Origin of the sequence: Streptomyces sp. NPDC057249, assembly GCF_042669245.1 — a bacterium.
Lineage (GTDB): Bacteria > Actinomycetota > Actinomycetes > Streptomycetales > Streptomycetaceae > Streptomyces.
In genome coordinates this window covers 125,370-149,658 of sequence record NZ_JBHUXS010000004.1, presented here as the reverse complement: position 1 = coordinate 149,658, position 24,289 = coordinate 125,370, and the positions used below count along the sequence as shown (strand labels likewise).

Here is a 24,289-nt window from a genome sequence, read left to right as displayed (position 1 = left end):
CCCCGACAGCTCGGATGTATCGAGGGCTCCTTGCCCGCTGGAAGGCCCCTCGCACCTCGGTGCGCCGGGTTCACCCGGCCGTGCACGGGGGCTGCGGCAGGGGAGGCCGCAGGCCGTAAGGTTGTCCCGTACGCAAGGGAACTTCGGAAGGAGGCTGGGGTGATCGAGCTCGAGGGCGTTCCCGAGCTGATCGACCCGGTCATGGTGGCCGCGTTCGAGGGGTGGAACGACGCCGGTGACGCCGCCTCCACAGCGGTCGCGCATCTGGACCGGGAGTGGAAGGGCGAGGTGTTCGCGGCGCTGGACGCCGAGGACTACTACGACTTCCAGGTCAACCGCCCGACGGTGTGGCTGGACAACGGGGTGCGCAAGATCACCTGGCCGACGACCCGGCTCTCCGTGGTCCGGGTCGGCGGGGACAAGCCCCGCGACCTGGTCCTGGTCCGGGGCATCGAACCGTCCATGCGCTGGCGTTCGTTCTGCAACGAGCTCCTGGGGTTCGCGCACGAACTCGGCGTCGAGATGGTGGTGGTGCTCGGCGCGCTGCTCGGCGACACCCCGCACACCCGGCCGGTCCCGGTCAGCGGGGTGACGTCCGATCCGGACCTGGCCCGCACCATGGACCTGGAGGAGACCAGGTACGAGGGCCCGACCGGCATCGTCGGCATCCTCCAGGAGGCGTGCACCCATGCCGGGGTGCCCGCGGTGAGCCTGTGGGCGGCGGTGCCGCACTATGTGTCGCAGCCGCCCAACCCCAAGGCGACCCTGGCCCTGCTGAACCGCCTCGAGGACCTGCTCGGGCTGCGCATCCCGCTCGGCGAACTGCCGGAGGACGCGCGCGCCTGGCAGGTCGGCGTCGACCAACTGGCCGCCGAGGACAGCGAGGTGGCCGAGTACGTGCAGACCCTGGAGGAGGCGCGGGACACCGCCGAGCTGCCCGAGGCCAGCGGCGAGGCGATCGCCCGGGAGTTCGAGCGCTATCTGCGGCGCCGCGATCCGGGCCCCGGGCAGCCGCCCGGCGGCCACGCCACGGAGAGCGGGGACGCGACGTACCTCAGGGACACGTCGAGCGGCCGGACGAGACCGCCCAGGCCGGTCCGGCCGGAGACCGGTCCGGGGCAGCCGGGCGGTCCGGGGCAGCCGGGGCCGGTCCGGCCGCCGTCCGACGAGGGCGATGACCGTACGGACGAGAGCCCTACCGACGACGGGCCCGACGGCCCCCCGTCGCAGGACTGAGCGCGGCGCGGGAGCCGGGCGGGTGCGAACCCGCCCGGCTCCCGCGCCGGGTGACCGTCATTCAGGAGCAGACGAAGCGCGCCGCGGCCCAGTCGCCGTGGTCACCGGTCTTGGACCCGTTCGTGTCCGTGACCTTCAGGCGCACGTGCCGCGCCCCGTCGAGCGCCACGTCGACCGGCACGGTCTCCGACGCCCCGGTCACCTTCGGCGAGGTCCACAGCACCTTGCCGTCCGCCTCCACGGAGAAGGCGACCTCGCCGTACCCGTTGATCTCGTCGTCGATGCCGGCGTCCGCCGTGAACCGGGAGCACTGCCCGCCGAGGTAGACCTCGATGTCGGAGTCGGCGTGGGTGCCGATCCCCTTCTCGTACGTCTTCCCGGCCAGCGTGAGCGGGTGTCCGTCGGCCGCGCCCGACTCGCCGTTGCTGCGGTCGCGCTCGGCGGGGCCGTAGCCGTTGGCCGCGTTCAGCCACTCCATGTCGCTCGCCCAGGTCTCACCGCTGGGCGGCGCCGGCATGACGGTGACCGCGAGGCGTTCCGCAGCGGTGCGGGACTCGCCCGCGGACCGGTAGCGCGCGAGGGCGGTCAGCCGCGCCTCGCCGGCCTTCGCGTCCTTCGCCGGGGTGACCCGGACCTCGACGCGGCGGGTGGTGCCCGCCGGTATCCGCTCGACGGGTGCGGCGGGGGCGGCCTGCCAGCCCTCGGGGACGTCGAGCGTGACGGACGCGTCCGTGACGTCCGCCCGGCCCGCCGTCACGTCGACGGCGACGGTGCTCGGGGCGCCCGCGCCGGTCTCCTGGCCGCGCGGGGCGGTGACGGTGGCCGTGGCCTCGGCGTTCCGGCCGCCGACCGCGCTGGTGTGCTTGAGCTTCACGGAGAACTTCCGGTCCGTGGGCAGGGGCGCGGTCCTGATCTTCACCACGCCGCCCCGGTCGTCCCGGTCGTAGAACCAGCCCTGCTCCGCCTTCGCGTACGCGGCGGCCGAGGTGAGCCGGGGCAGCTTGCCCCTGAGTTGGACCGCGCTCGGCTCGGAGCCGGTGTGCACGGTGAACTCGTACGGGCGGCTGCTCTGCTTGCCCTTGAACTCACCCTTGCTCGCGCCGATGTCCACGGTCACGTCGCCCGGGCCCCGGGCGGGTGCGCGGACGTCGGCGGTCTGCGTGGCGTACGCGCCGTCGCGGTGCTCGCGGGTCACGCCGTCGTCCTCGTACAGCGTGAACGAGGAGCGGCCCTGCGGGTAGATGTCCCAGGCCAGCGGGGAGTCGGCGGTGCGGTCCGTGTACGAGCGGATGCCCGGCCACATCGGCACACTCGCCCCGGCCTTCACGAACAGCGGCAGGGTGTCCAGCGGGGCGCTGTAGTCGTCGAGGGTGACGGGGCCCTGGTAGGTGCGCCCGCTCCAGTAGTCGGTCCAGGTGCCCTTCGGCAGGTAGATGCCGTCGCGCTCGGTGCTGTCCTGGTAGACCGGGGCGACGAGGAAGTCCTCGCCCGACATGAACTCGTACTTCGCGGCATCGGTCGCGGCCTTCGGGTCGTCCGGGTACTCCAGGACCAGCGGGCGGACCATGCCGACGCCGGTCTTCGTCGCCTCGTGGGCGTAGGAGTACTGGTAGGGCAGCAGCGACTCCTTGAGCTTGAGGTAAGCGCGGTTGATGGAGGTGTACGGCTCGCCGTAGCGGAAGGGCTGCTTGTCGCTGGCCGCCCAGCCGTCCATGGTCATCGTGGTGCCCAGGAACATCTTCCACTGGAGGTCGCGGGTGTAGGTCTTGGCGCTGCCGCCGAAGATGCCGTCGACGTCGCCCGTGGTGTAGGCGAGACCGGACATCGTGGCGCCCGCGTAGGTCGGGATCTGCCAGCGGATGTAGTCCCAGGTGCCATACTGGTCGCCGGACCACTGGACCCCGCAGCGCTGCGCGCCGGCCCAGCTCTCGGGGGCGTACGTGAAGCCGCGCGCGTCGCTGTTGGCCTCGATGCCCGCGTAGGCGTCCTTGCAGCCGTCGAGGGCGAACTTGTAGCCCGCGCCGACCCAGGCGACGTCCAGCTTGGCGACCCGCTGCCCGGCCGCGACCTGGTCGCCGAGCTTGTCGATGCCGTCCTCGGTCCAGAGGCCGGCCTGCATGCCCCGCTCCTGGAGGCCCTTGGCGGTCTCGGCGAGGTTCTCGTAACCGCAGCCGTAGCCGTCGTTGACGAGCATCCAGCCGTTGGGCATGTCGTGCTCCAGGTAGCCGTCGGCGACCTTCAGCGCGTCCAGGGTGTGGCGCTCGCCCCGGTTGGCGTTGTGCAGGTAGCAGTCCGCGTCGCCGATCTCCATGCCGTAGACCGGCGGCAGGAACGGCTTGCCGGTGAGCCGCGTGTACTGCCCGATGACGTCCTTGGCGCTGTCACCGGCGAAGTAGTACGCGTCGAAGCGCCGCTCCTTCTCGCTGGTGGTCACCGGGTCGTTGAAGGCGTAGGTGCCGGGCGCGAAGGTGTTGCGGAAGACGCCGTAGCCGGCCGAGGAGAGGTAGAAGGGCACCGAGTTGGGGTGGCCGCCGTCGTCCCAGTTGTAGTCGACGCCCACCTCGACGGTCTTGCCCCGGTGCGAGGTGTTGCCCCGCCCGTTCTGCATGCCGGCGCCGTAGAACTGCTCGTCGGCGCCGCGGGCGAGGGTCTGGGTGGTCTGCTCGGCGTCCCAGCTCAGCCCCTTCGCCTCGGACCAGACCCGGCTGCCGTCGGCCCGGTACAGGGCGAACCGCAGAGGCGACTTGTAGACACGGAGGGTGACGCTCCGGGTGGACAGCTCGTAGCGGTCGCCGCGCTCCGTCCAGCGGGTGCGGGGCGGGGTGCCCTGCGGGAGCACGATGGCGTCGCCGGCCGGGTCCTCGAAGGTGCCGTCGGGGGCGAGTTCGATGCGGAAGGTCTCCTCGGAGACGAAGCTGACCCGGGCCTTCGCCGCCCCCGCCGTCAGGCGGTACACGGCCCCGTCGGCCGCGAAACCGGTGACCTCGCCGACCGTCGTGCCGACGGGCTCCGCCGCGTCGTCGGCGCGGGCGGCACCCGGTCCGGTGAGTACGGCGAACAGTCCCAGCAGCGCTGCAACTACTGCCGATCTGATGCGCGTTGATGATTGCATAGAGCGCTTTTAGCGCAGCACCAAGCATTTGACCATGGACAAAACGGAACCGACCCCGAACTTCATGAAGAAGTCCGGGGCCGGTGAAGTCGGCTGCTGCGACGGAGCGTTACGAGGAGGAGCTAGAGAGCCACGCCCAGGAGGGCGTCCACGGTCCGCGAGACGAGACCGGGCGCCCCCTCGTCCGTACCGCCCTCGGCGGCCTGCCGCTCGGCCCAGCGGTCGACGGCGGCCAGCGCGGCCGGGGCGTCCAGGTCGTCGGCGAGCGCCGCGCGGACCTCCTCGACGAGGGCGTCGGCGGACAGCCCGTCGGGGCGGGAGACGGCGGCGCGCCAGCGGCCGAGCCGGGCCACCGCGTCGGCGAGCACCTGGTCGGTCCACTCCCAGTCGGAGCGGTAGTGGTGGGCGAGCAGGGCCAGGCGGATCGCGGCCGGGTCGACGCCCTCGCGGCGGAGCGCGGAGACGAAGACGAGGTTGCCCTTGGACTTGGACATCTTCTCGCCGTCCAGGGCGACCATGCCGGCGTGCACGTACGCCTGGGCGAAGGGGTGCTCGCCGGTCAGCACCTGGGCGTGCGAGGCGCCCATCTCGTGGTGCGGGAAGGCCAGGTCGGAGCCGCCGCCCTGGACGTCGAAGCCCATGCCGAGGTGGTCCAGGGCGATGGCCACGCACTCGATGTGCCAGCCGGGCCGGCCGGCGCCGAGGGAGCCGCCGTCCCAGCTCGGCTCGCCCTCACGGGCGGCCATCCAGAGCATCGGGTCGAGCGGGTTCTTCTTGCCGGGGCGCTCCGGGTCACCGCCGCGTTCGGCGGAGAGCAGCCGCATCGCCTCGGCGTCCAGGTTCGAGACCTCGCCGAAGTGCGGGTCGGTGTCGACGGAGAAGTAGATGTCGCCGTCGAGCTCGTAGGCGGCGCCCGCGTCGCGGAGCCGTTCCACGAGCGGCACGATGCCGGGTATCGCCTCGACGGCTCCGATGTAGTGGCGCGGCGGGAGCATGCGGAGCGCGGTCATGTCCTCCCGGAACAGGGCCGTCTCGCGCTCCGCGAGCTCGGTCCAGTCCTGTCCGTCGCGCACGGCCCGCTCCAGCAGCGGGTCGTCCACGTCCGTCACGTTCTGGACGTAGTGAACCTGCCGCTTGGTGTCGAGCCACACGCGCTGCACGAGGTCGAACGCGTTGTAGGTCGCCGCATGACCCATGTGGGTCGCGTCGTACGGCGTGATGCCGCAGACGTAGATGCGGGCGACGGGACCGGGGTCAAGGGTGATCCGTCCGCCGGTCGCGGTGTCGTGGATCCGAAGGTCGCGGCCCTTGCCGGGCAGGGCGGGGACCTCAGAAGCGGGCCAGGCATGCATGCCACGAGCGTAACCGGATGCGGCTTCCGGATACGAACCGGAGGGGTGATCCTGACCGAAGAGGCACTCTTGCGCCGCCGTGCCCGACGTGCATCGGGGCGGAGCCGGTGTCAGACGGGCGGCCAGGGGATGGCGGGCCACTCGCCGCTGGGCTTCCGGTGCAGCCCGGTCTCCCGCAGGCCGCCCACCCGGGCCCGCAGGGCCTCGATCTCGGCCGCCGTGATGAGTTGGGCCAGCCGGGTGACGAGCGGGGCGCCGGGCTCCAGTGCGGCGGCCAGCCGGTCCAGGACCTCGACGGCCTCGGCGGTCAGCGGTTCGCCCGCCCAGCCCCAGAGCAGGGTGCGCAGCTTGTCGTCGGCGTTGAAGGTCACCCCGTGGTCGATGCCGTAGAGCCGGCCGCCGGGCGCGGGCAGCAGGTGGCCGCCCTTGCGGTCGCCGTTGTTGATGACGGCGTCCAGGACGGCGAGCCGCCGCAGCCGGGGGTCGTCCGCGTGCACGAGCAGCGCGGTCCTCCCCTCCCCCACCTCGGCGAACGCGACGGCCTTCCAGCCCTCGCCGGGCTCCTCGTCCTCGACCAGCGCGAGCAGCCCCGGCTCGTCCCCGCCCGGTTCCTCGGCCTCGATCCACAGCTGGCACATGCCCTGGCCGTACGGCCCCTCCCGCAGCACGGTCGGCGGGACCAGGCCCCAGCCCATGGCCTCGGAGACCTCGTAGGCGGCCACCTCGCGCTGGGCGAGGGTGCCGTCGGGGAAGTCCCAGAGCGGCTGCTCGCCGGCCACCGGCTTGTACACGCAGTACGCCTCCTCGCCCTCGTGGGCGACGGAGCAGTACAGCACCGCGTTGGACGCGCCGCGGACCTGCCCGAGGACGGTGAGGGTGCCCTCGGTCAGCAGGGCGAGGTGCTCCGCGTCGGTCAGGCGCCCCGGCGGTATCCGTTCTGGCGCGGGCATACGTGTCCTTCCGGGTCGAGCGGCAGGCTGCACAGCGGGCAGGGCGGGCGGCCGGCGTTCACCACGTCCAGGGCGCGCTTGGCGAACGCGCGGGCCTGGGCACCGGTGAGCCGGACGCGGAGCATCGGCGGGCCGTTCTCCTCGTCCTGGAGCAGCCGCTCCTCGGCCTCGGCCAGGTCCTCGACGGATTCGGCGTCCAGCTCGACCAGGGCCTGCGCCTCGACGATCATGCGCTGCTCCTCGCCGTCCCAGGCCAGCGCCATGGTGCCGACGCGGAACTCCTCCTCGACGGGAACGTCGAGCGGCGCGGTGTCCGTGACGTCCATCGGGGCGACGGCGGGCACCGGGGAGTTCCCGCCGGTGCGGCGTACGACCTCGTCGAGCAGTTCGTCCACGCGCTCGGCGAGTGCGGCGACCTGGGTCTTCTCCAGGGCCACGCTGGTGACACGGCCGCCTGAGGACGCCTGTAGGAAGAACGTACGGCGTCCAGGCAGCCCGACCGTGCCGGCCACGAAACGGTCCGGGGGGTCGTAGAGGAACACCTGACGGGACACGTCCTGTCTCCCTTGAGAGTCGACGGGCAGATGAGGGTGGGCCGGAGGTCTCGAAAAGCGTTCTACGGCGCGTCCACCCTACTGCGCGCGGCGATCACGGCGCCCCAGCGCCGCCCCCTACCGTCGCGTTCTGCCCGGCGGCGGCGTCCGGGCCCGGCTCCCGGGGCGCGAGTCCGGCGAGGTCACCGGTGTCGCCGAGGCGCAGCAGATAGGGGCGGAGCCTCGTGTAACGGATCGCGGTGACCGAGCACGGGTCGGCGTGGACGCGCTGGAAGAGGTCCAGGTGCATGCCGAGCGCGTCGGCGACCAGGGACTTGATGATGTCGCCGTGCGAGCACATGGCGTAGACGGCGTTCTCGCCGTGCTCCGCCTCGATCCGCGCGTTCCACTCCCGTACGGCGTCGACGGCGCGGGCCTGCATCGCGCGCATCGACTCGCCGCCGGGGAACGCGGCGGCGGAGGGGTGCTGCTGGACCACGGTCATCAGCGGCTCGTCGGTGAGTTCGGCGAGCTTGCGGCCCGACCAGTCGCCGTAGTCGCACTCGCTGATCCGGTCCTCCACGTGCAGCGGCAGGTCAGGGCGGGCGGCCAGCAGGGGTTCCAGCGTCTCCCGGCAGCGTTGCAGGGGGCTGCTGACGGCCGCGGCGAGCGGCAGGGCGGCCAGCCGTCCGGGGAGCGCGGCGGCCTGTGCGGCGCCGCGCTCGTCGAGGGCGACGCCGGGGGTCCGGCCCGCGAGCACCCCCGACGTGTTGGCGGTGGAGCGTCCGTGGCGTACGAGGATCAGGGTGGGCATGCCGTCCAGCGTACGGGCGCGGCCGGGTTCCCCGGCGGGGCCAAAGGTGCATACCGGGCCGGAAGCAGGGAAGAATGCGCGCCGTGATTGTCGACTGCGCCATCTACCGCGACGGACGCCGGACCGAGGGCCCCGCCGACTTCTCCGACGCGCTCGAAGAGGCGCGGGAGTCCGGCGACGCGTTCCTCTGGATCGGCCTGCACGAGCCGACGGAGAAGGAGTTCGACCTCGTCAGCAACGAGTTCGGGCTGCACCCGCTGGCCGTGGAGGACGCCCTCTCCGCCCACCAGCGTCCGAAGCTGGAGGTCTACGACGACTCGGTGTTCGCGGTGATCAAACCGGTCCTGTACGACCACGACAGCGACACGGTCACCACGCACGAGCTGATGGTGTTCATGGGCGACTCGTTCGTCGTGACCGTGCGGCACGGCGACGGCGCTCCGCTGGCCGCCGTGCGCCGCCGCCTCGAAGCCGAGCCCGAGGTGCTGCGGCACGGGCCGACGGCGGTCCTGTACGCGGTGAGCGACGCGATCGTGGACCACTACATAGACGTCGCGAGCGAGCTCCAGGTCGACCTGGAGGAGCTGGAGACGCAGGTCTTCGCGCCGAGCGGTACGGACGACTCCAAGAACACCGCGGCCCGCATCTACACCTTCAAGCGCCAGGTGCTCGAATTCCGCCGGGCGACGGTCCCGCTGGCCGCGCCCATGGCCCGGCTGGCGAGCGCGGGAGTGCCGTTCGTCCAGGAGCACGCGCAGCCGTTCTTCCGGGACGTCCAGGACCACCTGACCCGGGCCAACGAGCAGGTGGAGGGGCTGGACCGGCTGCTGTCCGACATCCTGTCCGCGCATCTCGCCCAGATGGGGGTGCGGCAGAACGACGACATGCGCAAGATCTCCGCCTGGGCGGCGATGGCCGCGGTGCCGACGATGGTCGCGGGGATCTACGGCATGAACTTCGAGCACATGCCGGAGCTGCGGTGGGTCGGCTCGTACCCGTTGGTGCTGCTGCTGATGGCGGGTGCGGTGGTGGGCCTGTACCGCCAGTTCAAACGGCGCGGCTGGCTCTGACTTCCGGAGCCTCCGGCCCCTGGGCGTACTCGGGTGCGGGCGTCGCGGGGCCGCCGAGGGCGTCGCGGCGGGCGGGCGGTGCCAGGCTGACCATGCGCCGCCAGCCGCCGAGGCGTTCGTACGCGTACACGGCGTGGATGCCCGCCGCGAGGACCCCGGCCTTCGCCCTGGACCAGCCGAGCACCCGGCCCATGTGGTCCATGACGGCGAGGCTGACGTCGCGGTAGATCCGGATCTCGGCGAGCGCGCACTCGCGCAGGACGCGCTGGATCGTGCGGCCGTGCCCGGCCCGCGCGAAGCGCAGCAGCTCCTCGTGGCAGTAGGCGAGGTGGTTGTCCTCGTCGGCGGAGATCATCCGGACCGCGCGGCCGAGTTCGGGGTGGTCCGCGAAGTGCTTGTGCAGCAGCCGCATCTGCTCGGACGCGCGCTGCTCGGTGACCCGGCTGTGGGCCAGGTACGTGATGACGTCGCGCTCGGTCAGGGGCTCGTCGCGGCTCAGCTGCTCGTGCGCGAGTCCGATGCCGTGGCGCTCCAGAAGCATCGTGTAGTCGGTGTCCGGGGGCACGGGTGCGGGGTGCAGTCCGCGCTTCCTGAGTAGGGCGTGGAAGATCCTGCCGTGCTTGTCCTCGTCGGCGCCGTGCCGGGCGATCTTGGGGGCCAGCGGGCGCTGGCTCGCGGGGACGAGGGCCGCGATCCGGCCGTTCTCCCAGCCGCCCTGCGACTCTCCGCTGGCCGCGATGGAGCAGAACAGCCGGAACGAGTCGTCGTTGTCGAGGATCTCCTGGAACAGGTTCTTTGCCGAGAGCATCACTGCCACCTCCGTGCCGGCGTCGCCGAGCGCCAGTCAAATGCGCCGGACCCGGCCGGGCAACAGGAGCGGGCGGCGGCTGGGCCGTACGGGTGGCGCCGGACCGGCGCGCGGGAGGCGCGACCGCAGCGGGTGAACCGTTTTTGCGTGGACCCGTAACCCCGCCGGGGCGGGCGCGTTGTTCCCGGTGACGGCCGTGGCGGGGAGGACCCCCCGAGCCCCCACCACGGCCGCAGAGCCTCTTCCGGACAGGCCCTACGCGAGCCCGGCCCGTTCCAGGGCGTCGGTGCCGGCCCGGAGCGCGGTGATCCGCTCGTCGAGCGTGAAGCCGGCCGGCGCCAGGGTCAGGGTCGTGACCCCCACCTCCGCGTACGCCTGCATGCGTTCGGCGATGCGGTCCACGGAGCCGAGCAGCGTGGTCTGGTCGATCAGCTGGTGCGGTACGGCCGCCGCCGCGCCGCTCTTGTCGCCGGCGAGGTACTTCTCCTGGATCTCGGCGGCCTCCTTCTCGTACCCCATGCGCTGGGCCAGCCGGTTGTAGAAGTTCTGCTTCGCGCTGCCCATGCCGCCCACGTACAGCGCGGTGTAGGGGCGGAACATGTCCGCGAGGCCCGGGATGTCGTCGCCGACGGCGAGCGGCACGGTCGGGCAGACGTCGAAGCCCTCCATCGTCTTCCCGGCCTTCTCCCGGCCGGCCCGCAGATGGCTGACCGCGGTCTCCTCCAGGTGCTCGGCCGACGGGAAGATCAGCAGGGCGCCGTCGGCGATCTCGCCGGTCTGCTCCAGGTTCTTCGGGCCGATCGCGGCGATGTAGAGCGGGATGTGCTCGCGCTGCGGGTGCACGGTCAGCTTGATCGGCTTGCCGGGGCCGTCCGGCAGCGGGAGCGTCCAGTGCTCCCCCTCGTACGAAAGCCGCTCGCGGGTCATCGCCTTGCGGACGATGTCGACGTACTCCCGGGTGCGGGCCAGCGGCTTGTCGAACTTGACGCCGTACCAGCCCTCGGACACCTGCGGGCCCGACACGCCGAGGCCGAGGCGGAACCGGCCGCCGGACAGCGAGTCGAGCGTGGCCGCCGTCATGGCCGCCATCGCGGGCTGGCGCGCGGGGATCTGGAGGATGGCGGAGCCGACGTCGATGGACTCCGTCTGGGCGGCCACCCAGGCCAGCACGGTCGGCGCGTCGGAGCCGTACGCCTCGGCCGCCCAGCAGACGTCGTAGCCGAGCCGGTCGGCCTCCTGTGCGACGGCGAGGTTGTCGCCGTCCATTCCCGCGCCCCAGTAGCCGAGATTGATGCCGAGCCGCATAGCCGAACCCCTTACCGATCAGTAACGTCCCTGAGTTCCGGACTCTAGCGCGCGGGAGCGCGCTCCGGCAGGGGGCCGCCCGCGCGCCGGTCGTCCACAGCCCTGCGACGCCCGCGCCCGTGGCCAGTAATCTCAGCGCCCATGGAGCAGAGGCATCTGGGCCGCACCGGCCTTCGTGTGTCCAGGATCGGGCTCGGCACCCTCACCTGGGGCCGGGACACCGACGAGCACGACGCTGCCGAGCAGCTGAAGGTGTTCTGGGAGGCGGGCGGCACGCTGGTCGACACGGCCGACGTGTACGGCGGCGGCGAGGCCGAGTACCTGCTCGGGCGGCTCGTGGACGGCCTGGTGCCGAGGCGCGACCTGGTCATCGCGACCAAGGCGGGCAGCGTCGCCGACCCGTACCGCAGGGTCGACGCCTCGCGCGGGCACCTGCTGGCGGCCCTCGACGCCTCGCTGAGCCGGCTCGGCACCGACTACGTGGACCTGTGGCAGCTCCACGCCTTCGACCCGCGGACCCCGCTGGAGGAGACGCTCCAGGCGCTGGACCTCGCGGTGTCCTCCGGGCGCGCCCGCTACGCCGGGGTGTCCGGCTTCTGCGGCTGGCAGCTCGCGAAGGCCGCGACCTGGCAGCTCGCGGCGCCCGGGGCGCGGACCCGGCTCGCCGCGACGCAGCTGGAGTACTCGCTGCTCCAGCGCGGCGTGGAGCGCGAGGTGCTGCCCGCCGCGCTCGACCTCGGCGTCGGCCTGCTGCCCTCGTCGCCCCTGGGCCGGGGGGTGCTGACGGGCAAGTACCGCACGGGGACACCGGCCGACTCGCGCGGCGCGTCCGAGCTGCTGGCCCCCTTCGTGGAGCCGTACCTGGACGACGCGGCGCGCCGCATCGTGGACGCGGTCTCGACCGCGGCCGACGGGCTGGCCACCACCCCCGTCCAGGTGGCCCTGGCCTGGGTCCGGGACCGGCCCGGGGTCGCGGCCCCGATCGTCGGCGCGCGCAACGCGCAGCAGCTGACGGAGGCGTTGTCAGTGGAGACGCTTAGTCTTCCTGACGAGATCTGCCAGGCGCTGGACGACGTGTCGGCGCCCGTGCACCGCTATCCCGACCAGGACTGGAGCACGCTGTGACCGCGCTACCCCGGGGGGAGTCCCCCGGCGCCGACACCGCCGCCGACCCGGCCGCCGCCGAGGCGGCGGACCCGGGCGGCACCCCCGCCGCCGAGGACGTCCCGGCGGGCACCGGTGACGGGGCCGGCGCCGAAGGTGCCCCCGCGGTGTCCGAGGCCGAGGCCGAGATCGCCGCTCAGCGCGAGCTGCGGGAGCGGATCGAGAAGCGGAAGGCCGAGAAGGACGGGCCCATCGAGGCCGGGGGGAAGCTGAGCGGCACCGCGGCCGATCTGCTGGCGGCCGTCCGGGCCGTGGAGAACGGGCAGAAGCCCGCCACGGCGTTCTACGACTCGCCCGCGCCGGCGCCCGCCCGCCGGACGGCCCCCGCGCCCGCTCCGGTACGGGAGCGGGCCCCCGAGCCCGCCCCGGCGCCCCGGGCCGCCTCGCCCGAGAGCGTCGCCGCCGTCGCCGCCGTGCTGTCCGCCGGCGGGGCCCCTGCCGCCCTGGGCCGGCCCGCCGCCGCGCTGCTCGGGGACCGGGCCGCCGAGATCCTGCGCGAGGACCCCTGGCAGCTGCTGGCCCTGCCCGGCGTCGGCCCCGAGCAGGCCGACGGCTTCGCGCGGGCACTGCTCGGCGCGGCCTGCGGGCCCGACGACGAGCGCCGCACCGCCGCCCTGACCGGCTGGGTCCTGGAGCACGCCGCGCTCCGCGGCCACACCGCGCTGGACGCGGACCAGGTGCGCGAGGCGCTGGCCGGCCGGGGCGTGAGCGACCCCGCGGCGGCCGTGCGGCACGCCGTCGCGGAGGGCGTCGTGCTGGTCTTCCAGGACGGGCCGGAGGAGCAGGGAGAAGCCGAGGACGCCCCGGAGGCCGAGGAGACGGCCGAGGCCGCAGCCCCGGGCCCCGTGCTCCTCGGCCTCGACCGGTACGCGCTGGCGGAGGAGAGCCTGGCCGACGGACTGGCCCGGCTGGTCGTCGGCGGCGACGAGGACGCGGACTGGTCGGCGGCGGCCGCCGCCGCGCCCTCCCCGTCGGCCGGTGAGCTGATCCGCGCGGCCGCCGCCCACGGTCTCGTCGCGCACACGGGCGGCGAGGCGGCCCGGGCCGAGCCGGCCGCCCTGATCGCCGCCGCCCGGGGGCTCGGCCTGCGCGCCCTGGGCGCCGCGCACAGCGTGGACGGCCGCAGGCGGCTCGCGGAGGACGTCGGCGCCCCGGAGGCGGCCGTCACGCTCGCCGGGCTGCTGGCGGGCGCCGAGGGACCGGGGCGGGACGAGGAGGGGGCGCTCGCCCTCGACCTGCTCGTCGTGCTGGACGCGCCCCAGCTGGACGTGGAGACCGGCGCGATGCTGGTGGAGTCCCTGGCCGACGGCGTCCGGCTGGTCCTCAGCGGCGACCCGGGCGTGCTGGGTTCGGCGGGTGCCGGGCAGGTGTTCGCCGACGTGCTGGCCGCCCGCGCCTGCCCCCGGGTCGTCTCCCGCACCCCGGACGCCGGACCGATCGGCGAGCTGGTCTCGGGCATCGGCGTCGGCGAGCTGAACCAGGTGGCGGCGCCGGGCAAGGAGGTCGTCATCGTCCCGGTCCGGGACGCGGGCGAGGCGGTGCACCGCACGGTCCAGCTCGTCGCCGACTCGGTGCCGCGCGCCCTCGGGGTGCCGTCCGGGGACACCCAGGTCATCACGGTGGGCCATGGCGGCGCCGCGGGCACCCGGGTGCTGAACGAGGCCCTGAAGCAGCGGCTCAACCCGGGCCCCGGCCGCTTCGGCGGCTTCGACCCGGGCGACCGGGTCGCCCATGTCCCGGCGCCGGGGCGGACGGTGCCCGGCGTGGTCGTGTCGGCGGACGCGGAGGGGCTGCACCTGGACTGTGCGGGGGCGCCCGTCGTCGTGCCGCAGGAGCGGGTGGCGGACTCCGTGCGCCACGCGTGGGCGCTCAGTGCCCATCAGGCGGCCGGGACGCGGTGGCCGGCCGCGGTCGTGGTGCTGCCGGGCGACGCGGCGCGCGGGCTGAGCCGCCCGTGGGTCTACACCGCGTTCGGCCGGGGCGAGCGCCATCTGTCCGTGGTGCACGGCGTCGACCAGGCCCTGCCGCGCGCGGTGGCCGAGGTGCCCGCCCAGGAGCGCACCACGCGCCTGCGGGGCCTGCTGGAGGCGTCCCGGGAGGCCCAGGAGCCCCCGAAGGAGTGAGAGCGCCCGGGAGGGCCCCCGCGTACGCCTGGCGCGTCCACGGGGGCCCTCCGGCCGTTCCGAGGGGTTCCGGTGCGGCGGTCAGCCGGCGGGGTGCCCCGGTCCCTCCGGTTCGTCGTCGAGGTCGTCGTCGTCGAAGACCGCGCTGACGTCGAAGCGGCAGACCACCAGCTGGGGGTCGGCGTCGTCGAACGGGGCGGCCAGCCACTCCCCCGGTTCGGGGAGTTCGTCCGCCGCCGCGACCCAGAGCGTGGAGTCGCCCTCCTCCAGGCCGAACTCCGTGTGCCGGGAGGCGATCTCGTCCGCCTCGTACTCCCCGAAGAGCACCCCCAGCGCCGCGTGCACGCTGTTGCCGACGGCCGCCGCCCCGCCGTCCTCCCGCTCGTCCGGGTCGGCGTCGGCGAGGCGCTGGGCCTGGGCCAGCAGCCGCTGGGGCTCCACCACCGCGTAGTCGCGGCGGATCAGCACGCTGAGCGCGTGCGGCTCGTCGGGTCCGTTGTAGGGCGGCAGGGCGTCCTGCTCCCCCGGGATCTCGAACGGGGTGACCTCGTCGTGGCGGTCGTAGAGAAGTTCGTCGTAGACCTCGGCGGCGGCGGCCAGTGCGTTGAACGCGTCGTAGACAGCGGGATCATCGTCCCCCGACCGGCGTTCGACCGCCGCGAGGTGGTGGTCGATCGCGGCTTTGACCGCATCGGCGGCGGCGCGTACCTCGGCAGCGGTGGGCTGCGCAGCATCAGACATGGGGCAGACGCTATCCGTACCGGGCCCTTGCCCGCACAATGGATTCGATGCCGGAATACGAATTTGTCGATGTGTACGTGCCGCGCGGGGTGTCCAGGAAGGACACGGCCCGCCTGTTGACCGACCATGCCGAGTACGGGCACTGGGAGCTGGACCGTCTGACGCTGCGCCGGGACGGCAGCCGCCGCGTGCGGCTGCGCCGCCGGATCATCCGTCAGCTACGGGCCACGTGGTGAGCCGGAAGGACCGGCCGCAGACCGTCCGGCCACGTGGAACGGGCCCCGCGATCCGCGGGGCCCATTCGCTTGTCGCGTGCTCGCCGGTGCGGCGCTGCCGTCAGGCGGCGGCCTTCGCGCGGCGGTAGAGCACCGTGCCCGCGCCGGCCAGCAGCAGGCCCGCGCTCGCCGGGACGAGCAGGTCCAGCCCGCCCGCGCCGGTGTGGGCGAGCTGCGGCGCCTCCGGCACGGTCTGCGGCTCCGGCGTGTTCGGAGTGGGCTTCTCGGGCGTCGGCGGCGTGACGTGGCGGACCGGGGGTTCCGGAACGTCGACCGGCGGCGTGCTCTCGTTCTCGCACGTGTTGCCGATCGCCGGGTTCAGCAGTCCGACGACGTCGATGCTGTTGCCGCAGACGTTCACGGGGATGTCGATGGGCGCCTGGATCTGGTTGCCCGAGAGCACACCGGGCGATCCCTGCGTGATTCCCTGGGCGGTCGCCCCGCCGCCGTTGCCACCGCGGACGGCCCGGTGCTTGCCGGTGCCCGTGTTCGCCCCCCGGGCGTGGTCGTCGGCGGCCCGGTGGCCGGCGTGGCTGCCGGAGGTGCCCGAGGCGGAGTCGTGCCGGCCGGCGGACGCGCCGTCCGAACCGTTTCCGCAGGCGTTCCCGACGGCCGGGTTGAGCAGTCCGACGACGCTCACGGAGTTTCCGCAGACGTTCACCGGCACGTGGACCGGAATCTGCACCGAATTCCCTGAAATCACCCCCGGGGAATTCGAAGCGCCGCCGGCCGCTCCCGCGTCGGCGTGCGCGTAGCCGCCGCCGAGGGCGAGAACGCCACCCGCGGCCGCCATGGTGATCAGGCCGTTTCGCGTGACCTGTCGCATAGGTGTTTCCTGCCTTCTACCTTCCGGAGTACCCCCGGACTACCGTGCGGAGGCAAAGGACCCGACGGCCCCGGAGCGCGTGCATCGCGGTCCGGGGCCGAGCGGGCTCAAACCCTTACGGGTTGCACCACGTCAGTCGTTGACGCAGACGTTGCCGAAGGCCGGGTTCAGCAGCCCGATCACGTCGATCGTGTTGCCGCACACGTTCACGGGCACGTGGACGGGAACCTGGATGACGTTGCCCGAGATGACGCCGGGGCTGCCGATGGCGGCACCCTGGGCACCCGAGTCGGCGACGGCCATGCCGGCGCCCGCGAGCACCAGACCACCGGTGGCAGCCGCCGCGGCGACGATCTTCTTGATCATGATTCCTCCTAGTTGGCAAACGCGGTCCCAGCCGCGGACCGCACCCCCTGTAACGAGGAGGAAGTAACGGGGCTACGAGCCGAACGCCCCATTCACTCGTTCCGGTTATAGCCGTACATCCTGGCGATTTACGCCCTTGGGTCAGCTGTGGTCGATAAAGCGGTCCAGGACCCGGGCGCCGAACTTCAGCCCCTCGACCGGAACCCGCTCGTCCACGCCGTGGAACATGCCCGCGAAGTCGAGCTCCGGCGGGAGCTTCAGCGGGGCGAAGCCGAAGCAGCGGATGCCCAGGTCGTCGAAGGACTTGGCGTCCGTGCCGCCGGAGAGCATGTACGGGACGGCGCGGGCGATCGGGTCCTCGGCCTTCAGGGCCGTCTGCATCGCGTCCACGAGCGCGCCGTCGAAGTCGGTCTCCAGCGCCTTGTCGCCGTGCACGTCCTCGCGCCGGACGCGCGGGCCGAGGATGCGGTCGAGGTCGGCCAGGAACTCCTCCTCGTAACCCGGCAGGAAGCGTCCGTCGACGTGGGCGGTGGCCTGTCCGGGGATCACGTTGACCTTGTAGCCGGCGCCGAGCATGGTGGGGGCGGCGGAGTTGCGCAGGGTGGCGCCGACCATCTTGGCGATGCCGCCGAGCTTGGCGAGGGTGGCCTCCATGTCCTCCGGGTCCAGCGGGGTGCCGAGCGCGTCCGACAGCTCGTCCAGGAAGGACCGCACGGTCTTGGTGACCCGGACCGGCCAGGTGTGCCGGCCGAGCCGGCCGACGGCCTCGCACAGCTCGGTGATCGCGTTGTCGTCGTTGGTCATCGAGCCGTGGCCCGCGGTGCCGTCCACGGTCAGGCGCATCCAGTGCATGCCCTTCTGCGCCGTCTCCACGAGGTACAGCCGCAGGTTCTCGTTGACGGTGAACGAGAAGCCGCCGACCTCGCCGATCGCCTCGCTGACGCCCTCGAACAGGTCGGGGTGCTCGTCCACGAGGTAGCGGGCCCCGTACGTGCCGCCCGCCTCCTCGTCCGCGAGGAAGGCGAGCACGATGTCGCGCGGGGGCTTGCGGCCGCTGCGCATGCGCTCGCGCACCACCGCGAGCGTCATCGCGTCCATGTCCTTCATGTCGACCGCGCCCCGGCCCCACACGCAGCCGTCCGCGATCTCGCCGGAGAACGGGTGGTGCGTCCAGTCGTGCGCGTTGGCCGGGACGACGTCGGTGTGGCCGTGGATCAGCAGGGCCGGACGGGACGGGTCCTCGCCCTCGATCCGCGCCACGGTGGAGGCGCGGCCCTTGTGGGACTCGAAGATCTTCGGTTCGAGCCCGACCTCGGCCAGTTTCTCGGCCACGTACTCGGCGGCCGCCCGCTCGCCGGGCCCGGAGTGGTCGCCGTAGTTGCTGGTGTCGATCCGGATCAGGTCACGACAGAGGTCCACCACCTCGTTCTCGGCGGTCTCGCCCGAGCCGCTCCGGGCCGCATTGCTCTCGCTCACGCTGGTTCCTTCCCTGTCGCCGTGGTGCTCCCCCTCATCCTCCCGCGCGCCGCCCGCACACCCAAGGCCCCCCGCGCCCCGCCATGCGGCCTTCGCACGGGACCGGGGCGTGATCGAGCACCCGCCGATGTTTGCTATGGTTTTCCACGTCGGAACGGGCGAGGCCCGCGAGACAGACACCTTGTCCGGGTGGCGGAATGGCAGACGCGCTAGCTTGAGGTGCTAGTGCCCTTTATCGGGCGTGGGGGTTCAAGTCCCCCCTCGGACACCAACCACAGGCCCACGGTTCCTCAGGAATCGTGGGCCTGTGTCGTTGTGCGGCCGGCCAGGCCGTACCAGAACGCGGCCTCCTCGTGGGCGCCCTCCGCGTCCGCCACGTCGCCCAGCAGGGCGAGCAGCGTGCGCGGGAGCGGGTGCGGAGCGGCCGGGGCCGGGTGGGCGGGGCCCGGCAGGGTGAGCGTCGGGCGGTCGGTGCCCGGGGGCGCGGTGTCGTCCACGGCCGTCTCCTCCTCCAGCGTCACCAGGGGCCGGTAGACCTCCATGGCGCGTTCCCGTCGTCCCGCGCTGAGCAGCAGGTCCGCGTACGTCTGGCGGGCGCCGGTCTCCGTGTCGCCGTCGCCGTCCGCGCACTCGATGGCCGCCTCCAGCCAGGGGTACGCCTCCTCCGGGCGGTTGTCCGCCGCCAGGACGCGGCCGAGCAGCAGCAGGGCCTGCGGGCGGTGCTCGGTGTCGTCGGAGCGGGCCAGCGGCAGCAGGACCTCCTCGGCCTCGGGGAGCAGGCCCAGCCGGAAGAGGGTGCTGCCGAGGTAGCGGCGGGCGAGCGGCTCGGTCTCCGGGTCGCCCGCGGCCAGGGCGTCCGTCAGGAGCTCTCGGGCCCGGTCCAGGTCGTTGACCGAGCGCCGGACGACGCCGAGGAGGGCGCCGATCCGGGGCGCGGTGCCGGGTCCCGCGAGCTCCAGGGCCGCTTCGAGCAGTTCGCCGGCCGTCTGGACCTCGCCGGTCTCCAGCAGGTACTCGCCGGCGCCGAGGTAGCCGGCGACGATGGCCTCCGCGTCGCCGGAGTCCTCCACCCGCACCAGGAGCGCCTGCGCGGCGTCCGGGTCGCGGTGCAGCAGCCGTACCGCGAGCCAGGCCCGGGCGACCTCGGTGACCTGGGAGGGTTCGCCGTCGACCACCGTGCGGACCAGGGCCTCGGCGGCCTCGTCCTCGCCGTCGGCGGCCAGGCACTTGGCGAGGTGGAAGCGGGCGAACTGGGAGGCGGCGCCCACGTCGGCGTCGGCGGCGGCCCGAAGCTGCGCGCGGCCCTCCTCCGGCCGGTCGTTGCCGAGGTGGACGACGCCGAGGACGCCGCGCGCCCACGCCTCGGCGCCCGGGTCGTCCGAGGCGGCGACCACCAGGAGCAGGCGTTCGGCCTCCGCGAAGTCGCCGTGGTCGGCGAGCATGACGGCCAGGTCCATGCGGGCGATCAGCGACCACTGGGCGTGACCGGAGTCGATGGCGACGCGGTAGAAGTGCTCGGCGTCCTCGAAGCGGCCCTCGCGCACGAGGAGGTCGCCCAGCAGGTCGGCCGCGCGGGGGCCCTGGTGGGGGTGGCCGGAGTCGATCACCGCGGTGAAGAGTTCCACGGCCGCCTCCGCGCTGCCGCTGCCGCCCCGGGCCGCCTGGAGCAGGGCGAGTTCGATCCGGACGACCTGGGCCCAGTCGCGGTGTCCGGAGGCGACCGCGAGGCCGTACGCCTGCTCGGCGTCCTCGAAGCGGCCCTCCCGGACCAGGAGGTCGCCGAGCGCGGCGGCGGCGAGCGGGGAGAGGCCGGGGTGGCGGGCCTCGATGACGGTGTCGAGCAGCCGGGCCGGGCGGTCCAGGCCCTCGCCGCTGCCGGCGAGCATCAGGGCCAGCTCGACCCGGGCCATGCCGCCCCACTCCGGGTGGCCGGTGGCGATGGCCCGCTCGAAGAACTCCTCGGCGGTGATCAGGTCGCCCTCGTTGGCGTACCACTCGGCGAGGCCGCAGGTCGCGCGCGGGCCCTGGGCCGGGTGGCCGGAGGCGGCGGCCTCGCGGAGCAGGTCCATGCCCTGCTCGATCAGCCCGCGCGGGCGCAGGGACACGGCAAGCAGGATCTTGGCGTACGGGATGAGGAGCGGGTTGCCCGATGCGATCAGGGTCCGCAGGACCTCCTCCGCCTCCTCATTGCGTCCTCGTACGATCAGCAGTTCGCCGAGGCCCACCTGTGCCAGGGGCACGGCGTGGACGCGGCCGCCGGCCAGCGCGGAGCGCAGCAGTTCCTCGGCGCGGTCGACGTCGCCCTGGCTGACCAGGAGGGAGCCGAGGCTGGCCTGCGCGACCGAGGCGACCTGCCCCGCCATGGACTCGCCGACCGCGCGGGAGAGCGACCAGGGCTGCTCGACGGGTTCGGTGCGCCCGGCCGGGGCGCCGCCGGCCCGTACGGTGGCCTTGCCCTGGCCACTGCCGGGGCGCTGTCCCGTACGCGCGCCGGCGGCGTCCCCGTCGGCGCCGCTGAGGACGCTGACGAGGCGGGCCTGGGCGAGCGGGGCGGCCTCGGTGTCGCCGGCCGCGACGATCGCCTCCAGCATGCGTTCGGCGCGTTCCTCCTCGCCGTCCGCGAAGAGCAGGGTGGCCAGGCCGACCTGGGCGACCTGGGAGAGCTGGGGGTCGCGGGCCGCGACGGCGCTCTCCAGCAGCCGGCGTGAGCGGTCGCGGTCCCCGTACATCATGAGCAGTTCGGCCAGGACGGCCTGGGCGAGCGGGACGACGCTGTCCACGGCGGAGTCCGCGGCGCGTTCCAGGAGCCGGGCGGCGGCGTCGAAGTCGGCCAGGTAGAGGTGCATCTCGCCGAGCATGAGCGCGGCCCAGGCGGCGCTGTCGCGGTCGTCGGTGCCGTCCGCGATGCGTTGCAGGAGCCGTTCGGCGATCACGGCCTCGCCCCGGACCAGCGCGGTGTAGGCGCTGGGGAGGAGTGCGGCGGCGGGGCGGCGGTCGGCGAGGTACTTCCAGGCGAACCACGGGACCGGGGCGGACGGGTCGTCGTCGCGGCCGTCCAGGTACTCCGACAGGTACGGGGTGCCGGTGTAGCCGCCGGGCCCGGGGGCGCGGTGGACGAGCGCGATGGTGCCAGCGACCGGCTCGCGGGCCCAGGCCAGGGCGGTGCGGTAGGCCGCGTCGTCGGCGTCGAGCGCGGGGTGGTGCTCGGCCAGGTAGCCGGCGAAGAGTTCGCGCAGGACGGCGTCCGGGACCGGGTCGGTGACGCCCATCCGCATCCAGTCGGCGGCGGCCCTGGCCAGGGCCCAGCCGGGCGGGCAGCTCTCGGCGCCGTCCGTGAAGCGCCGTTCCAGGCTGGGGGCGGCGACCATGAGTTCGCCGATGCCCCGGGCCGCGAAGTCCTCGTCCGGGTAGGCCTCCCGGGCCGCCTCGGCGTCCCGGGAGGCCAGCAGGGTGGGCAGTTCGACGGTGCTCGCCTTGCCGATGACGGTGCGGGCGATGCGGCCGACGTCGTTCTCCATGGCGGTCAGCGCGGCCCGCTGCTTGGCCGGGATGGTCGCCACGATCGTCACGGCGGGCCGCCGGCGGGCCAGCCGGTCCAGGATCTGGAGGTCGAGGCCGCCGGGGTGGAGGTAGCGGTGCAGGTCGTCCAGCCAGAGCACGACGCGGTCGGAGCCGGTGGGCAGGCTGAGCCGGCTGAGGTCGTCCAGCGTCCGGCGGGCCGAGTCGCCGGGGCGGGGCACGACGAGCCGGGCGTCCGGCACGGAGCGGACCAGCGCCTCGTAAAGGGTGCGCGACTTGCCCGCCTTGGAGCGCCCGGCGAGCAGCACGAACCGGCGGGTGGCGAGGAGTTCGTCGAGCCGGCCGTCCTGGGGGCTGCGGCGCATGTAGGGGGCGCGGGCGGAGCCGCCCCGGTCCGGGTCGCTGTACTTGGAGCGGCAGACGCCGATGTCGTACGGGTCCACCTCGTCCACCCGCGGGATGCGGCCGTCCTCGGTGAGCGGGGTCCAGAGCAGGGCCTCCAGCCGGTCGCGCACCTCGGTGGTCGTCATGTCGCGGACGAGGGGGGCGAGTCCGGGCCAGTAGCGGGCCAGCGACTCCGCCTTGACGGCGTAGGCGGTGCGCCGGTCGACGGAGGTCACCGAGTCGCGGGCGACGAGCATGCCGACGACGCCCTGGCGGTCGACGTCCCACACAGGTCCGCCCGAGAAGCCCTTCTCCAGGCCCCAGCCGGTGTGCGGGCCCGCCTCCACCTGAATCCACTCGCTGCCGGCGTGGCCGATGATCTCGCCGCGTACCGGGACGCCCCGGCGCTTGTGCTCCTCGGGGTAGCCGTAGGCGCGGAAGCGGTGGTCCCAGGTGCCGGGGTCGGTGGTGCGCAGCGGGGCGGGCAGGGCCTCGGGGGGCGCGGGGGCGGCGAGTTCGAGGACGGCGACGTCGCCCGTGCCGTCCCCGGTGTCCGGGTGCCAGCCGCCGGGGGCGACCGTGGCGGGCAGCGGGTCGTGCGGGGCGGCGTACTGGAACCGCACGAAGACCGGACGGGCGGGCGGTTCCGGGGCCCGGCCGGGGCCCACGACGTGGGCGCAGGTCACGATGTGGCGCGGGGTGGCGAGGAATCCGGCGCCCACCGGGTCGCCGTGCTCGGTCCTGCGTACGCTGACCAGCCAGGGCGGGCGTTCCCAGTCCGGCGACACCGCAGATCAGTCCGCCGGGGGGCGGTTCCAGGAGACCTTGACCGCGAAGTGCCCCTCGATCGCGGTCTTGGCGATGACCACCCCGGACTCGGCGTTGAACTTCATGCCGAACTCGATCTCGTACGCGTCGGGGCCGAGCGCCCGCACGGACTCCATCACGGAGCGGAGCGCGGGGCGGGTCTGGGCGAGCGCGTCCTCCAGTCGCCGGCCGGCGCGCACGACCTCGCCGGAGTCGCGCGAGATGCGTTCGAGTCCGGGGGCGTCGTCGGGCACCTCGACCTGGAGCGAGGCGCCGTCCGGCCCTTCGAAGGACACGACTTCCGGCATGAAGTCCCCCTGCGTTCGGGTTGGTTGAGGATCGATCGTATCGGCCGGGACGGCCCCGCGAGGGGGTTCGGGTGATGTGATGATGGTGCGGGTGTGCACCCGGGGGACGGAGGGCGTCGTGAACGAGGCCGCGGACGAGATCGCCGCCGCGCTGTCGGGGGCCGGGGCGGACGGGCCGGAGGCGGAGGCGGCGCTGCGGGTCCTCGGCCTGGCCTTCCGGTGGGCCGGGGCGGCGCTGGGCCGGGTCGACGGCGGTGAGAGCGGCGCGCCGGCCCTCGCGGCGCTGTTCGCGCTGGAGGACGCGCTCGCGGAGTCCGGGGCGCTGGCCGGCGCGCTGCCGGGGCTGCTGGCGGCGGCGATGCCGGGCGAGGCGTACGGCGACGGTACGGAGGAGCTGATGCGCCGGCTCGCCACCGTACGGGAGCGGGTCCGGGAGGAGCGCGAGCGGACCGATCTCGCGCACGCCGCGCTGGAGAAGCTGGCCGCCGCCGAGGAGTCGCTGCGGGACCGGCTCGCCGAGCACGAGGCGCTGCGCCGCCAGGTGGACGAGTTGCGGAGGCTGGAGCGGCTGGTGCTCGCCCTGGACGCGCTCCAGGAGCAGCAGGAGGTCATCGCGGAGCGGCTGGCCGCGCTGCGCGGCCGGGACGCGGGGGTCGAGGGGACGCTGCGGACGAGCAGCGACGCGCTGGTCCGGCTCTCGGAGGACCGGCTCGCGGCCCTGGCCCCGCGCACCCGGGAGGTCCTGGAGCGGGCCGAGGCGGCGCAGCGCGCGCTGGCCGAGGAGGAGCGGGTGCACGGCGACGCGGCGGCCGACCTGGCCGAGCGGCAGGCCCGGCTGGAACGCATCCGCGAGGCGCAGGGCGACCGGGTCGCCTCGCTGCGGCGGCACGCGGCGGTGGACCGCGAGCTGGCGGGGGCGCTGGCGTCGCCCGGGGGCGCGCCGGACGGCGCGGTGGCGCCGGAGCACCGGGTGACGCTGGCCGAGGTGGCGGCGGCCACGGAGGAGCTGGAACGGCGGCTGGGCGCGGCGGACGAGGCGCTGCGGCGGGTGCTGGCCGAGCGGGACGCCCGGGGCGGGGGCGGGAAGTCGGTGGTGCACCGGACGCCGTAGCCACGCGCT

Annotated in this window: 19 protein-coding genes and 1 tRNA gene; 7 read left to right on the top strand and 13 right to left on the bottom strand. The window is 74.0% G+C overall.

What is annotated here, in order from left to right; all coding sequences use genetic code 11:
* Positions 1-159: 159 nt before the first annotated feature.
* A complete protein-coding gene (locus tag ACFUJY_RS09325) occupies positions 160-1,236 on the top strand; it encodes a PAC2 family protein (protein ID WP_383296831.1) in 1,077 nt (358 codons plus the stop codon).
* Positions 1,237-1,297: 61 nt separating this feature from the next.
* Here ACFUJY_RS09325 and ACFUJY_RS09320 read toward each other — a convergent pair whose 3' ends face one another.
* The 5 genes from ACFUJY_RS09320 to ACFUJY_RS09300 all read right to left on the bottom strand — a co-directional run bounded on the left by ACFUJY_RS09320 (position 1,298) and on the right by ACFUJY_RS09300 (position 7,997).
* Positions 1,298-4,348, bottom strand: a complete 3,051-nt coding sequence (locus ACFUJY_RS09320) for an NPCBM/NEW2 domain-containing protein (RefSeq protein WP_383296828.1) — start codon at positions 4,346-4,348, stop codon at positions 1,298-1,300.
* Positions 4,349-4,470: 122 nt separating this feature from the next.
* The gene (gene mshC / locus ACFUJY_RS09315) at positions 4,471-5,700 is read right to left on the bottom strand and encodes a cysteine--1-D-myo-inosityl 2-amino-2-deoxy-alpha-D-glucopyranoside ligase (protein WP_383296826.1); all 1,230 of its coding nucleotides are present in this window, start codon (positions 5,698-5,700) and stop codon (positions 4,471-4,473) included.
* A gap of 110 nt (positions 5,701-5,810) precedes the next feature.
* Entirely contained in the window at positions 5,811-6,650 is an 840-nt protein-coding gene (locus ACFUJY_RS09310; RefSeq protein ID WP_383296823.1) for an SCO1664 family protein, read from the bottom strand.
* A complete protein-coding gene (locus ACFUJY_RS09305) occupies positions 6,614-7,204 on the bottom strand; it encodes a DUF3090 domain-containing protein (RefSeq protein WP_383296820.1) in 591 nt (196 codons plus the stop codon). Before ACFUJY_RS09305 ends, ACFUJY_RS09310 begins: the two co-directional genes overlap by 37 nt.
* A 94-nt stretch (positions 7,205-7,298) precedes the next feature.
* Positions 7,299-7,997, bottom strand: a complete 699-nt coding sequence (locus tag ACFUJY_RS09300) for a histidine phosphatase family protein (RefSeq protein WP_383296817.1) — start codon at positions 7,995-7,997, stop codon at positions 7,299-7,301.
* A gap of 74 nt (positions 7,998-8,071) precedes the next feature.
* On the opposite strand from ACFUJY_RS09300, the gene corA reads away from it, so the two are divergent.
* Complete coding sequence (gene corA, locus ACFUJY_RS09295) at positions 8,072-9,067, top strand: magnesium/cobalt transporter CorA (RefSeq protein ID WP_383296814.1); 996 nt, start codon at positions 8,072-8,074, stop codon at positions 9,065-9,067.
* Here the strand turns inward: corA and ACFUJY_RS09290 are convergent.
* Both ACFUJY_RS09290 and ACFUJY_RS09285 read right to left on the bottom strand, forming a co-directional pair.
* Positions 9,045-9,875 carry a ferritin-like domain-containing protein gene (locus ACFUJY_RS09290; protein WP_383296812.1) on the bottom strand — a complete coding sequence of 277 codons (831 nt, stop codon included), beginning with the start codon at positions 9,873-9,875 and terminating at the stop codon, positions 9,045-9,047. The genes corA and ACFUJY_RS09290 overlap by 23 nt on opposite strands.
* A gap of 255 nt (positions 9,876-10,130) precedes the next feature.
* Positions 10,131-11,180 carry an LLM class F420-dependent oxidoreductase gene (locus tag ACFUJY_RS09285; protein ID WP_383296809.1) on the bottom strand — a complete coding sequence of 350 codons (1,050 nt, stop codon included), beginning with the start codon at positions 11,178-11,180 and terminating at the stop codon, positions 10,131-10,133.
* A 141-nt stretch (positions 11,181-11,321) separates the two neighbouring features.
* Here ACFUJY_RS09285 and ACFUJY_RS09280 point away from each other — a divergent pair, with 141 nt between their 5' ends.
* Together ACFUJY_RS09280 and ACFUJY_RS09275 are read left to right on the top strand one after the other, a co-directional pair.
* Positions 11,322-12,305, top strand: a complete 984-nt coding sequence (locus ACFUJY_RS09280) for an aldo/keto reductase (RefSeq protein ID WP_383296806.1) — start codon at positions 11,322-11,324, stop codon at positions 12,303-12,305.
* Positions 12,302-14,467 carry a helix-hairpin-helix domain-containing protein gene (locus tag ACFUJY_RS09275; RefSeq protein WP_383296803.1) on the top strand — a complete coding sequence of 722 codons (2,166 nt, stop codon included), beginning with the start codon at positions 12,302-12,304 and terminating at the stop codon, positions 14,465-14,467. Before ACFUJY_RS09280 ends, ACFUJY_RS09275 begins: the two co-directional genes overlap by 4 nt.
* 81 nt (positions 14,468-14,548) lie before the next feature.
* Here the strand turns inward: ACFUJY_RS09275 and ACFUJY_RS09270 are convergent, their stop codons facing one another.
* The gene (locus ACFUJY_RS09270) at positions 14,549-15,208 is read right to left on the bottom strand and encodes a hypothetical protein (RefSeq protein WP_383296800.1); all 660 of its coding nucleotides are present in this window, start codon (positions 15,206-15,208) and stop codon (positions 14,549-14,551) included.
* A gap of 47 nt (positions 15,209-15,255) precedes the next feature.
* On the opposite strand from ACFUJY_RS09270, the gene ACFUJY_RS09265 reads away from it, so the two are divergent.
* Entirely contained in the window at positions 15,256-15,444 is a 189-nt protein-coding gene (locus ACFUJY_RS09265) for a DUF5703 family protein (protein WP_018103708.1), read from the top strand.
* Positions 15,445-15,544: 100 nt separating this feature from the next.
* Here the strand turns inward: ACFUJY_RS09265 and ACFUJY_RS09260 are convergent, their stop codons facing one another.
* The 3 genes from ACFUJY_RS09260 to ACFUJY_RS09250 all read right to left on the bottom strand — a co-directional run bounded on the left by ACFUJY_RS09260 (position 15,545) and on the right by ACFUJY_RS09250 (position 18,151).
* The gene (locus tag ACFUJY_RS09260; RefSeq protein ID WP_383296797.1) at positions 15,545-16,309 is read right to left on the bottom strand and encodes a chaplin; all 765 of its coding nucleotides are present in this window, start codon (positions 16,307-16,309) and stop codon (positions 15,545-15,547) included.
* 132 nt (positions 16,310-16,441) lie between these two features.
* Positions 16,442-16,675 (bottom strand): chaplin ChpH, encoded by a 234-nt coding sequence (gene chpH, locus ACFUJY_RS09255; protein WP_361030497.1) that lies wholly within the window; start codon positions 16,673-16,675, stop codon positions 16,442-16,444.
* 141 nt (positions 16,676-16,816) lie between these two features.
* Positions 16,817-18,151, bottom strand: coding sequence for a M20/M25/M40 family metallo-hydrolase (locus tag ACFUJY_RS09250; RefSeq protein WP_383296793.1), 1,335 nt, complete (start codon positions 18,149-18,151; stop codon positions 16,817-16,819).
* Positions 18,152-18,334: 183 nt separating this feature from the next.
* Here ACFUJY_RS09250 and ACFUJY_RS09245 point away from each other — a divergent pair.
* A tRNA-Leu gene (locus tag ACFUJY_RS09245) sits at positions 18,335-18,422 on the top strand.
* A 19-nt stretch (positions 18,423-18,441) separates the two neighbouring features.
* Here ACFUJY_RS09245 and ACFUJY_RS09240 read toward each other — a convergent pair.
* The gene (locus ACFUJY_RS09240; protein WP_383296790.1) at positions 18,442-22,842 is read right to left on the bottom strand and encodes a tetratricopeptide repeat protein; all 4,401 of its coding nucleotides are present in this window, start codon (positions 22,840-22,842) and stop codon (positions 18,442-18,444) included.
* 6 nt (positions 22,843-22,848) lie between these two features.
* A complete protein-coding gene (locus ACFUJY_RS09235; RefSeq protein ID WP_383296787.1) occupies positions 22,849-23,169 on the bottom strand; it encodes a CU044_2847 family protein in 321 nt (106 codons plus the stop codon).
* 118 nt (positions 23,170-23,287) lie between these two features.
* Between ACFUJY_RS09235 and ACFUJY_RS09230 the strand changes: the two genes are divergently transcribed.
* Positions 23,288-24,280: a hypothetical protein gene (locus ACFUJY_RS09230; protein ID WP_383296783.1), complete on the top strand. Its 993-nt coding sequence runs from the start codon at positions 23,288-23,290 to the stop codon at positions 24,278-24,280.
* The last annotated feature ends 9 nt before the right edge of the window (positions 24,281-24,289 follow it).